This window comes from Sorangium sp. So ce131, from assembly GCF_051519095.1.
Taxonomy (GTDB): Bacteria; Myxococcota_A; Polyangia; order Polyangiales; family Polyangiaceae; genus Sorangium.
Map to the genome: position 1 here is coordinate 4,025,622 of NZ_CP150455.1, position 12,183 is coordinate 4,037,804.

Annotated in this window: 4 protein-coding genes; 1 reads left to right on the top strand and 3 read right to left on the bottom strand. The window is 75.2% G+C overall.

What is annotated here, in order from left to right; translation table 11 throughout:
• Positions 1-45: 45 nt before the first annotated feature.
• The 3 genes from WMF43_RS14905 to WMF43_RS14915 form a co-directional block, all read right to left on the bottom strand.
• Positions 46-1,986, bottom strand: a complete 1,941-nt coding sequence (locus WMF43_RS14905; RefSeq protein WP_437680873.1) for a metallophosphoesterase — start codon at positions 1,984-1,986, stop codon at positions 46-48.
• Complete coding sequence (locus tag WMF43_RS14910) at positions 1,986-8,939, bottom strand: pentapeptide repeat-containing protein (RefSeq protein WP_437680875.1); 6,954 nt, start codon at positions 8,937-8,939, stop codon at positions 1,986-1,988. The genes WMF43_RS14905 and WMF43_RS14910 overlap by 1 nt, the downstream gene beginning before the upstream one ends.
• A gap of 205 nt (positions 8,940-9,144) precedes the next feature.
• Positions 9,145-10,800, bottom strand: coding sequence for a metallophosphoesterase (locus tag WMF43_RS14915; protein WP_437680877.1), 1,656 nt, complete (start codon positions 10,798-10,800; stop codon positions 9,145-9,147).
• A gap of 412 nt (positions 10,801-11,212) precedes the next feature.
• On the opposite strand from WMF43_RS14915, the gene WMF43_RS14920 reads away from it, so the two are divergent.
• Positions 11,213-12,097 (top strand): hypothetical protein, encoded by an 885-nt coding sequence (locus tag WMF43_RS14920; RefSeq protein WP_437680878.1) that lies wholly within the window; start codon positions 11,213-11,215, stop codon positions 12,095-12,097.
• Positions 12,098-12,183 lie beyond the last annotated feature (86 nt).

A 12,183-nucleotide genomic window follows, 5' to 3' on the forward strand; every position in this document is an offset into this window, starting at 1 on the left:
CGCGGCGGCGCCCGTGACGCGCGGCCGGAGGGGGCCGGTCCGCCGCTACTTCCCCGGCGCGAACGGCCCCATCGACGCCCTGCGGGTCCAGACCCCGCCCTCCCTCACCACCCGCTTCACCTCGATCCCGTAGGTGACCTCGCCGCCCACCCCGTCGCGCGCGATCTCGATCTCGTTGAAGCCGTTGTGCTCCTGCACCTCGCGGCTCGAGAGCGACGGCGCCGCGGCGATCCGGAACGTCCAGCCGTCGTGCCGCTCAAGCCATTGCTCCTTGCCGAACCAGCCCGCGTGGCCGTGGCCGTGGAGCACCAGACAGAACCTCTTGTGGGCGAGCACGTCCTTCACCTCACCGGCATTGATCAGGCCGCCGAAGCGGGCGACCTCGGTGGACGGGAGCGGGGACACCGGGTGATGGAGGACCGCGATCCGGATCGGCGCCAGCCACTGCGCCTTGCGCACGCGCTGGAGATCCGCGTCGTGGACCAGCCCCGGGTCGATGCGCGCCACGTGGTCGCGCAGCACCGCCGCCCGCTCGGCGTCCGGCTCCGCCATGGCGTCCCGGCGCAGGCGGCCGATCAGGGCGAGCAGCTCGTCCCGCACCGGATCCGCCTCGATCTGGCCGCCGAACTCCGCCGAGCCGAGCAGCGCGAACTCGACCCCGAGATCCGGATACCGCGCCACCGCGAGCGCCCGCGTCTCCGGCGGCTCGTCGAGCCGCGGCCGCGCGCAGCGCGGGTGGTCGTCGAACGCCCGCGCGAAAGGCAGGTGGCGCGCGCGCAGGCCGGCCTCCGCCGGGGCGCTCGCCTGCCGCCAGTCGACGTCGTGGTTGCCGCCGACGAGCAGCACGTGAGGCTCGTCAGGGCGGAGGCGCGGGTGATCCGCGAGCAGGCCGGAGAGCTCGGAGAGCCAGGCGCGCGCGTCGGCGTACTGCGCGTCGTCGGCCCACTCGGCGACGTCCCCCGAGATGACCAGCAGGTGCGGCGCCCGGCCGGCCGCGGCCAGCGCGGCGACGTGCCCGAGGTAGTGATCGCAGACGCGCGCGCGGCCGAGGCCCTTCTTGATGATCTCGCCGTGCTCGCCCCGCTCCTTGGCGTCGATGCGCTCGGCGGACTTGGGGCCGAAGTGCAGATCGGAGACATGGTGGATCCGCAGCGGGCACAGGTTCGCCTCGAGGATCGGATCGGCGAGCACGGGGCGGCCGCCGCGCTGCTGGACCAGGCCGCAGCGCTCGAGCAGATCCACGTCCTCGCCGTGCGGCGACGCGCCGCGCGCGATCTCGCGGAGCACGCCCCGCTGCCCGTCGGTCAGCCCGTCGTCGAACACGGCCCGGTGGTAGGCGAACTCCCGGAGCTCGCTGCGCACGCGCGTGATCCGGAGCAGCGTCCACGGGTCGCGCGCCAGATCGGGGGACTGCTCCGCGAGCTCGAAGACCAGCTCGAGCAAGAAGGGGTTCCGGCGCCAGATCTCCGGCAGATCCGGCAGCAGCGCCCGGGCCGCGTCGGTGCGCGCGAGCCGCTCCGCTTCGGCGGACGTGAGGGGATCCAGGAAGCGCATGTCCCGCGGGGACAGGAGCCAGGCGTCCGCGGCGGCCGCGCGCTCGAGCGCGATCCACTCGGCGGGGCTCATCGCCAGGAGGACCTTCGTGCCCGACCGGTAGAGGTCGTCGCACCACCTCAGGAACGCGACGGCGTCGCGCGGGGCGCCGCCCGTGTCGGCGAGCTGCGGCTCGTCGAGCAAGAGCGTGGTCCCCGGCGGCACGCTCGGCAGCGCGGGGCCGCACCGGCGGAGATCCATGTACACGGCGCGGGCGCCGCCGAGGTGGTGCTCGATCGACCGGAGCGTCCACGTCTTGCCGGCCCGCCGCGCGCCGACGAGCGGCCAGAGGACGCCGTGCGCGGGGAGCGACTGGAGCATGTCCAGGAGGTGCCCGTGGCTCCGGACGTCGCGATCCGGCGAGTAGGGTCTCTTCACATTGAACGCGCCCATCACGATTCCTTCCCTGATCCCTTGGCCACCCGCCTGATCCAGTCGAAGAACGGCGGGTCCGCGAGCCACGTCCCGAGCGCGTCGCAGAGCCCCGCGTCGCAGAGGACGGCGACGTCCTCGGAAGGCAGCCGGCGCACCTCGGGCAGCGCCGCCTCGGGCGCGCCGCGCAGCCCGCCGAGCACCACCCGCGCGCGCTCCGGCAGCTCGGCCCAGCGCGCCCGGAAGAACGCGGCGTCGCGGTCGAGCAGCAGCCGCTGCTCGTAGAGCTCGCGCACGCCGGCGCGCTCGACCAGGGCGCGGCGCTGGCCGGCGCGGACCGCCTGGACGAGCGCGTAGCCCATCACCTGGAGGTAAAACGGCCACGGGCCGCAGAGCTCCACGATCCAGCGGGCCGTGCGCTCCGCCTCCACCGGGACGTCGGCAGGGGCGGTGTCGACGAGGAAGCGGACCGCGTCCGCCTCGCTGAGCGGGCCGAGGTTCACCGGGGTGACGTCGTTGCCGAACGACGAGCCCGGGGCCGTGGCGAAGGCGAGCTCGACGACCGAGACCCAGTCCCAGTGCGAGCCGACGAGCACCACGCTCGTCTGCTCCTGGCCCACGGCGCGCAGCCACGCGAAGAGCGTGGCGTCGGCCTCGTGGAGGTTCGCCACCTCGTCGAGGAGCAGGACGGCGTTGCGCGCGCGGGCGAGGCGCTCGCGCAGGGTGAGCGCCGGGGCGGCGTCGGCCGCGAGCGACGGATCGAGCAAGACCGCGAGATCGTCCGCCGTGCGGATCGGCTCGGCGCGGCCCTCGAGCGTCTTGTGGTGGACCTCGCGGGTAGGGGAGAGGCGCGCGGCGAGGTGGTGGAGGATCGACGTCTTGCCCGAGCGGCGCGGCCCGCGGAGGATCGCCGGGCTGCGGCTCTCGATCAGGGCGAAGAGCTCCGCGAGCACGGGATCGCGGCCCGGCAGGGAGGGGGCGTCGATGAGCGCGGGGCCGGGGCGGAAGGGGTTCGGGAGGTCGCCCGGGGACCCCCCCTCGAAGCTCGGCGGGGAATCCAGGCTCGGCGGGGGATCCGTGTTCGCCTTCTCGGCCGGGTGGACGTCGCTCCGGAGCGCCCGCGCCCCGGGGTCGCCAGGGAGGAAGTGCTCCTCGCCGTCCCAGGGGACCCCGCCCGCGTACCCGTGCTGCGCGAGCTCCTCCTCGACGTCGTCGCCGCCGAGATCCCCGCCGAGGGCCGCGGCGACCTTGGAGGGGCGGCAGAGGACGTCGCGGAAGCCGCCGAGCGGCAGGTAGAGCGTCGTCCTCGAGTCGGGGCGGCGCAGGGCGAGGCGCGCGCGATCGGGCTCGGCGTCGTCGAGCAGGCAGAAACCGCCGGGCGTGCGGGCGAGGGCGGTCAGGCCGGCGGACACGAAGGAGGCGAGGAGCCTGCGCTGCGCCGCGCTCCAGATCCGCACCGCGCCGTCGTGCCCCGCGCTCGCCAGGCGGTCGCCGCCGGGCTGCCAGGCCATGGCCATCACCCCGCGCGAGTGGCCCTCGAGCCGCGCGAGCTCCGCGCCCGTGGCCGCGTCCCAGAGGCGCACCGTGCCGTCGTGCCCCGCGCTCGCCAGGTGGTCGCGGTCCGAGGACCACGCCACCGCCGTGATTCCGCGCGCGTGGCCCTCGAGCCGGGCGAGCTCCGCGCCCGCGACCACGTCCCAGATCCGCACCGTGGCGTCGTCGCCCGCGCTCGCGAGGCGCCGGCCGTCCGGGTGGAAGGCCAGCGCCTTGACGTCGCGCGCGTGGCCCGCGAGCCGCGCGAGCTGGCCGCCGGTGTCCACGTCCCAGATCCGCACCATCGTGTCGTGGCCGGCGCTCGCGAGGCGCCGGCCGTCCGGGTGGAAGGCCAGGGCCAGGACCCAGTTCGAGTGGCCCTCGAGCCGCGCGAGCTCCGCGCCCCTGGCCGCGTCCCAGAGGCGCACGGTGCCGTCGTGGCCGGCGCTCGCGAGGCGCTCGCCGTCCGGGTGCCAGGCCAGGGCGAGGACGCCGTTCAGGTGGCCCTCGAGCCGGGCGAGCTCCTTGCCGCCGCCCGCGTCCCAGATGCGCACCGTCTGGTCGTCGCCGGCGCTCGCGAGGCGCCGGCCGTCCGGGTGGAAGGCCAGGGCCAGGACCCAGTTCGAGTGGCCCTCGAGCCGGGCGAGCTCCTTGCCGGCGCGCGCGTCCCAGATCCGCACCTTCGGGTCGTGCCCCGCGCTCGCCAGGCGCTCGCCGCCGGGGCTCCAGGCCACGGCCAGCACGGCGTTCGCGTGGCCCTCGAGCCGCGCGATCTCGTTGGCGGTGCCCGCGTCCCAGATCCGCACCGTGTTCACGTCGCCCGCGCTGGCGAGGCGCCGGCCGTCCGGGTGCCAGGCCACGGCCCGCACCCAGTTCGTGTGGCCCTCGAGCCGGGTGATCTCGCTGCAGGCGTCGACGTCCCAGATCCGCACCGTGCTCCCGGCGCTCGCGCTGGCGAGGCGCTTGCCGTCCGGGCGCCAGGCCACCGCCCGGACCCCGTTGGCGTGGCCCGCGAGCCGCGCGAGCTCCTGGCCGGTGCCGACGTCCCAGATCCGCACCGTGGTCCCGTCGCCCGCGCTGGCGAGGCGCTTGCCGTCCGGGTGCCAGGCGACGGCCGTGACCCCGCGCGCGTGGCCCTCGAGCCGGGCGAGCTCCTTGCCCGTGTCCGCGTCCCAGATCCGCACCGTGTTGCCGTCGCCCGCGCTGGCGAGGCGCCGGCCGTCCGGGTGCCAGGCGACGGCCGTGACCCCGCGCGCGTGGCCCTCGAGCTGGGCGAGCTCCTCGCCGGTGTCGGCGCGCCAGATCCGCACGGTCTGGTCGTACCCCGCGCTGGCGAGGCGCTCACCGCTCGGGTGCCAGGCGACGGCCCTCACCCAGTCGGTGTGGCCCTCGAGCCGCGCGAGCTCCTTGCCCGTGCCGGCGTGCCAGATCCGCACGGTCTGGTCGTACCCCGCGCTCGCGAGGCGCGCGCCGTCGGGGCGGAAGGCCACGGCGAGCACCCAGTCGGTGTGGCCCTCGAGCCGGGCGAGCTCCTGGCCGGTGTCGGCGTGCCAGAGGCGCACCGTCTGGTCGTAGCCCGCGGTGGCCAGGCGCCTGCCGTCCGGGGACCACGCGAGCGCGTTGATCGTGCCGGTGTGCCCGGAGACGAGCTCCGGGTGCACGAGGGGCGGGGCCGCGGCGATCGGCTGGGCGCGCTCCAGGGGCGCGCCCTTGCCCACGATCACGCAGGCGCTCAGGTCGGCCCCCTCGGCCTTCGCGCCCTTCCAGTGGCACCCGGTCCAGGTCGATTGCCGGAGGACGGCGCCGGTGAGGTCCGCGTGGCCGAGCGCGGCCCCCTTCGCCTCGGCCTGGGTGAAGTCCGCCCGGTGCGCGGCGGCGCCCCGGAGGATCGTCCCGTCGAGCTTCGCGCCCGAGAGCGTCGCGCCGCTCAGCGCGGCGCCGGAGAGGTTGGCGCCGGAGAGGTCGGCGCCGGCGAGGTTCGCGTCGCCGAGGTTCGTGTTCCTCAGGACCGCGCCGCGCAGGTCCTCCCCGGGCAGCTGCACGCCGTGGAGGTCGGCGCCGTCGGGGATCCACCCGGCCGCGTCCTCGGCCCACCGCCCGAGGCCGAGCAGCAGCCGGAGGGCGTTCTCGGCCGGCTCCCGCGTCGAGTCGGCGAGCTGCCGGTCCATCTCGAGGAACGACTGGACCGCGCGCACCGCGGCCGCGCGCCGCGGCTCGCCCCGGGTCCTCAGGATCTCGCCCACGAACGCGGCGACCTCCTGGGTGATCGGCTTGGTGCGGAGCGCCTCGAGCGGGCGCTCGGCGAGCGTCGCGACGAGGGCGCGGGCGAGGAAGTACTCGAGGAACGACTTGTGCGCGAAGCGGTACCCGTCGCCGCCCTCGTGGACGAAGAACGTGCCGCCCTGGACCTCGAGGAAGGCGGCGCCCGCCGGCATGCCCTCGGGCAGGAAGCGGAAGAGCCGCGCGCGCACCGACTGCTGGAGCTCCTGCCACGTGCAGGCCGGCCGCCCCGAGCGCCAGAGCTGCTCGGCGAGCGCCTCGGCGAACTCCTTCTTCTGCTCGTCGGTGAAGCACTCGGGGTCGGCGGTGCGCGTGTTGTCGAGCCACCGCTTCAGGTACGCCTCGTAGAGGTCGGCGCGCCCGACCTTCGCCCCCGAGGCGATGTCGTCCAGCGTGGCGAGCACCATCCCGAGCAAGAGCGGCCGGTGCACGAGGTCCTTGAGGTCGTAGATGCCGGCGATGCGCGCGAGCGCCGCCGCGGCGCCGCCCTCGCCCCGGATCTGGCGCACGAGGTCGCGCACCTGGGCGTCGTTGAACGGCTGGACCGCGAGGCGCCGGATGCCCGCGGACGCGCCGAGCGCCTGCGAGAGCGCGTGCTCGGTGGTCGTCGTGAGGTGCGCCTCGGTCGGGAAGTAGTTGTCCCGCGACGAGACGACGACCTTCCCGCCGCCGGCCGCGACCTCGAGCAGGCCGGAGAGCCGCCCGGCGAGCTCCGAGGCCTCCAGGCGCGTCGCCATCTCGTCGAAGCCGTCGAAGCACGGGACGAGGTGCCGGAGCCGGACGAGCAGGCGCAGGGCGGCGCGGTTCGCGGGGAGGTCCTCGAGGCCGGCCGCCTGGAGCAGGAGCTGCTCCGGGCTGACGTACGGCGAGGCGCCCGCGAGGTTGACGAGCAGGGGCATCGGGCCCTCGCCGGAGGTCCATCGCCGGTCGGCCCACGCGGCGAGCGCGGTGGACTTCCCGAGGCCGAACTCGCCGAGCACGAGCGCGGTCTGCTCGCCGGAGGAGAGCCAGCCGTCGAGGGCGCCGAGCAGGGGCGTCGGCGCGTCGCGCCCGTCGACGCAGGCGTCGGGCTCCACGAACTTGCCGGCGACCTCGCGCAGCCGCTGGTCGCGGAGCGCCGCGACGATCGCGCGCGCGCCGCCGAAGCGGGGCGGCAGGCGCGCGATCCGCGCGGCCAGCGCGTCCTGCGAGATCGGCTCGAGGGCGGCGCCCTTGAGCCCCGCCTCGGCGGCGGCGGAGAGGATGGCGTCCGGGGCGCGCCGCTCCCCGGCCCAGCGCTCCTGGCCGTCGATCCACGAGAGGCACCACGCTTCGTTCCGGAGGGACACGACGAGCAGCGTGGCCGCGCCCGGGCGGCCCTCGGGCCAGGCGCCGACCGCGGCGGCGTGCTCTCTCCCCTCCGCGATCGCGAGGAGGAAGGTGGTCTCCGCGGCGGCGATCTGCTGCTCGGAGAAGCGCGGGGCGCTCCCGTCCTGGTCCAGCGCGGCGAGCGGGCCCTGCGCCTCGGCGGCGGCGCCGCCGCGCTCCTTTCGGTCCTCCAGGCCGGCGCGGAAGTCAGCCGGCTGCCTCCGGAACGAGAGCGCCCACCCCGCGTGCCGGCGCGCGCCCAGCGCCGCCGGGTCGAGCCGCTTCGGCACCTCGACCCGCACCTCGGGCGGCCTGGAGATCTCGCGCGCCTCGCCGTGCTCCTGCGCGCCGCGCACGGCCTGCGCCACGGCGCCGAGCGCCGCCATGCCGCCGCTCGTCCACTCGCCGTCGCCGCGCTTCGCGTCGACGGCCTTCCGGAGCCGCGCCTCGATCTCCGCGAACCCGGACTCGCGGGCGGCCCGCTGGGTCATCCAGGCGAACACCACGTCGGCGGCCGCGCCCGCGGTGGCGGCCCGCAGCGCCTCGAGCGGCAGCGCCTCGGCCGGGACGACCACCTCGCGCGTGAACTGCCGGATCTCCTCGACGCGGGTCACCTTGTCGAGCTCGCCGTAGAGCCGCCGGAGCCGCCGCCCGCGCGCGGCGGCCCCGGACAGGGCGCCGGCGTTCAGCAGGACGTCGCGCGCCTCCTCGAGCCGCGCGACGAGCGCCTCCAGGGCCTCGTCGTCGTCGCGGGCGAGCAGGTCCCGCGCCCCGTCGAGCCACCGCGCGTAGGTCTCGCCGGCGGGGTGCCCCCGGTAGACGAGCGTCGCCTCGGCGATCGGCACCACCGGCCGCGGCGCCGCGCGGCGCGCCGATCGCGCGGCGCCGGCCCGGTCGTGCCCGAGGTCGACGTCCGCGACGATCACGCCCTCGTCGCCCGGCTCGAGGTACCCCGCCCGGTCCGGGAACCTCCGCAGCTCGTGGGCCTGCGCCTCGTCGACGTACACCGAGGTGCCGCCGCCCTCGGCGCCGTCGCAATAGAGCACGGGCCGGCCGTGGCGGCGGGCCTCCTCCCAGGCCTTGCCTGAGAGCTCCGGCGGGGTGGTGTGCGGGGACGCGCTCGGCACGGCGAGGAAGCGGCACTCCCCGAGCCGCTCGGCGACGCGCGCGCGCGCGCGGTGGGGCTCGGCGTCCCGGAGCAGGAAGTCGAGGCAGGGCAGGACGCCCATGGGCCCCGGGATGCCGTCCGGCATGTCCACGGGCGCCCACGCCTCGCCCGCGCGCATCGAGCCCCGCTCCACGGGCGCCGGGTTCAGCTTGGCTTGCAGCGCGAGCAGCCGGCCGCCGTGGAGGACCGGGCACACCGACTGTCCGACGGCGGGGAGGGCGGGGGCGGCGAGGCGCTCGTAGGCCCCGGAGCGGCGCGCGGCGCGCTCCACGGTGTGTGTCCCTGCGACGACGACCATGTCGCCGGCGGCGTCGGCGACGCCGCCGAGGATCTCCCACGGGACGCTGTACTCGGGGAGGACGACGATCCGCGCGCCGTACTCCCGGCAGGCCGAGAGCACGGCCCGGATGCGCGCGAGCAGCTGCGCGTCGTAGGCCTCGCGGATGCGGCGGCGGAGCGCGTCGAGCTTCGGCTTGATCGCCTCCGGCACCTCGCCGCGCGGCGGGAGCAGCGAGTCCGACGGCACCTTCGGGTCGAAGAGCGGGTCTTCGAGGGGCGACCTCCGATCGAGGATGATCGCCGGGTAATAGGCAAGCTGCACGACGGCGACCCGGGTGTACGTGGGCAGGACCGACGGGGCTCTCATCGCCTCTTTCTCTTACGCACCTGGACCGGCAAGGTTATCGTGCGACCGCGGCGCGTGGAAGCGAAAGCTGCGCGCCAGGCCGTGCGTGGGCAGACGTCTGGCCGTGCGTGGCCGGACATCGGGTTCGTCGCTGTCGCGGGCGAGCGAGGTGTCCGTCTCGCTTCGAGCTCTCATCGCACAAGCGAGCTCGCCGCCGCGGCCCCGGCTACTTCTTGCCGAGCCGCTCGATGGCCATGCGCAGCTCCCGCGCGACCTCGGTGAAGGCGCTGTCGAGATCGCGCCCCGACACCGGCTTTCCGTCGCGCGGCAGCCCCTGGAATGCGGAGATCGGGTTGTTGTCCCAGAGGGGATTGTCCGTCCGGTCGAACGGCTTGAGATAGATGGGGATCATCATCGCCTCGCGCTGGGCGACGCGCTCGAGGGCCCGCGTCATCTCCGGGCCGTCGAAGTGATCGGACGCGATGAACGACGGGCTGAGCAAGGCGAGGAAGATGCGGGTCGTCTCGATGCGCGCGAGCACCTCCTCCCGCACGGTCGCGCCGACCTCCACGGACTGTCCGCTGAAGTCGCGGATGACCTTGGTCTTGCGCAGGAGCGCGAGGTGGGTCTCGAGCTTCTTGCGAAGATCGTCGTCCTCCGGCGAGTAGAAATAGAAGAGCTCGACCGGGCCCGTCGCCGCCGCGGCGGGGCGCCCTGCCGCGGCCGCGGCCGGCCGCCCCGCCGCGGCGGTGACGCCCGCTGTGCCGCCCGGAGGAGGCGCCGCGCCGGCGGCGCTCGCCGCGCCGGCGCCTCCGATCGGCGGCGCCGGCGGGAGCGCCACGTCGAGCGTGTTGTCCACCGAGACCGCGCCGTCGTCGAGCAGGTCCGCGTCGACCCGGAACACCTTGCTCGAGTGGGCCCACCGGCGCGGCCAGACGCGCAGGATCGCCTCGCCGCCCGCCCCGCGGACCACGGCGGCGAAGTTGTACCCGTGGCTCGCGGGGATGTCGCGCGGCAGCTTGTCGGAGTGCGCGGCGCCCGCGGTGATCCGAAGTGCATTTCTGCCGGCGCCGCGGCGCGCCAGCTCGAAGTTCGCCTCGTGCACGTGCCCGGACAGGTGCACCTGCGCGCCGCTCTGGAGGTACCGCTCGGCCTCGGCGCCGTCGGAGAGCCACCCCGCGAGCGGGTGATGGCTGAGCGCCACGATGACCTCGTTCGGCTGCCGGCTCGGGTGCAGCGCGAGGTGGAGCTGCTGTTTGCCGAGCTGGAGCCTGCCCTGGTCCTGGTCGTCCGCGGCGAGCAGGGCGGTGTTCAGCCCGACGAACCGGACGAGGAGGCCGCCCCGCGCGGCGATCGTCTCCTTCCAGAAGAGGCGCTCCTCGGGCGGCGGCAGCGGCGTGCGGCCGCACCACGGGGCGAACTCGGCGGCGAGCTTCAGGTACCCCTGCATGCGTCCGGCGAGCAGCGCCCGGTCGCCGGCGTCCTTCAGGGCCTCATCGATCGCGGCGTCCGGCGATTGCCCGCCCGACCGCAGCGCGGCGAGCAGGCGCGCCACCTGGCGCCCCTTGTCGCCCGCGCGGCTCACGTCGTGATTGCCGGGCACGAGGAAGATCCGTTCGGGGCCCAGCCCCACCGCCGCGCCGGCGGAGAGCAGCCACGCCTTGGCCTCGTCGTACTCGGTCGGCGAGCGCGAGGCCCCGCTGAAGGCGATGTCGCCGGTGACGACGATGGCGTCAGGGCGCGGCGCGCCGAGCGCCATCGCCTTGGGCAGATCCTCCCTCAGCCGGTCGAGCACGAGCTTCTGATCCCACCGGTGCTCCTCGTCCCCGTGGCCGATGTGGATATCCGATAGCTGGACCCAGCTGAACAGGACGTCCGTCATGCAAGCCGGAGGATAGCAGGATCGCCGTCATGCAGGTCGAGGGATATGACGGCCCGAGGAGGCGCGTCCGCGTCGAGGAGCGGGCGCGAGGGGCCCGCGCGGGTCAAGCGGCGTGGCGGCGACGTGGTGGGGCGCGATGCGACGCGGCGACGCGGCGACGCGGTGACGCGGTGGTGGGCGGCGGCCAGACATCTGGTTGTGTCCGCAGGGCTGACGTCTGGCTGTCCGTGGCCAGACGTCTGGCCATCGGACGAGCAGCGGCGCGCTGGCAGATGATTCGTATGCAGAAAGTGAGCACGTCGAGGCGCGATGCACGTAATGGCGAAGTCGCTCTCATGCAGGTGAGCCCGTGTCACCGAAGAGTGCTTTTTCTTTTCATGTTCCCCGCGCGACGTGCCAGTCTGCGTCCGCGATGCGAAACCGATTCGACCGGCTGGCAAAGGACATCGCCCAGGAGGGGCTGGGGCCGACTGGCAAGGTCGTGACGGATGCGGAGGTCGCCCCGGAGACGCAGCGCGCGGACGTGTGGTATGAGCCCGACCCGGCGTGTGCATCGGGCCGGGCGCGGCTCGGCTTGCTCGGGCGCATGGCCGAGACGGCCTGCATCATCGAGGCGTACAGCGACACGCCGAGCGCGGAGGAGGCGCGAGCGTGCTTGCAGAAGCACCTCGGCGTATGGCGGAGCCGCGTGGCCCGGGACGGCGCGGCCGAGGCCCCGTTCCTGTGGATCCTCTCGACCGGCCGCCCCGCGGCCGTGCTCGACGGGCTGCGTACCGAGCCGATGGCGGGCTGGCCGCCGGGGGTGTACGAAGGCCCCGGCCTGCTGCGGACCACGGTCGTGGTGCTCGGGGAGCTGCCCCGCGACCGCTCCACGCTCCTGCTCCGCCTGATGGGCGGCGGGCGCGTGTTGCGCGAGGCGATCGAAGAGCTCCGCCGGCTGCCGGAGGATGCGCCGGAGCGCGCCATCGCGCTCGGCCCTCTGCTACGCTTCCGTGCGGCGATCGCGGAGCCGGGGCCGGCGACGCCGGAGGAAGAGGAGTTCGTGATGACCACCCAGGAACTCGTCGAGCAGTTCATCGAGCAGGGACGCAAGCAGGGGATGGCGAAGGGGATGGCGCAGGTGACGATCGAGCTGTACGAGGCTCGTTTCGGGGCCATGCCGCCGGCGCTGCGGTCCGTCGTGGAAGCCATGCTCGATCTGCCGACGCTCCGGAAGTGGCACCTGCTCGTTGGTACCGGCACGCGCGAAGAGGTGGACGAGGCCCTCTCCGCCGAGCCTGTCGGCAACTCGTCCTGAGCCCAGGACCGAGCACGCTGCCGGAAGCTGGCCCGCAAGCTCGATGCTTCCCCGGCACCACGACCCGCAGCGAAGGTTAGCGTCGG

Bases quoted from the DNA above. Each gene is read 5' to 3' on its own strand.
- WMF43_RS14905 (WP_437680873.1), bottom strand. From the start codon at position 1,986: ATGGGCGCGTTCAATGTGAAGAGACCCTACTCGCCGGATCGCGACGTC.
- WMF43_RS14910 (WP_437680875.1), bottom strand. From the start codon at position 8,939: ATGAGAGCCCCGTCGGTCCTGCCCACGTACACCCGGGTCGCCGTCGTG.
- WMF43_RS14915 (WP_437680877.1), bottom strand. From the start codon at position 10,800: ATGACGGACGTCCTGTTCAGCTGGGTCCAGCTATCGGATATCCACATC.
- WMF43_RS14920 (WP_437680878.1), top strand. From the start codon at position 11,213: ATGCGAAACCGATTCGACCGGCTGGCAAAGGACATCGCCCAGGAGGGG.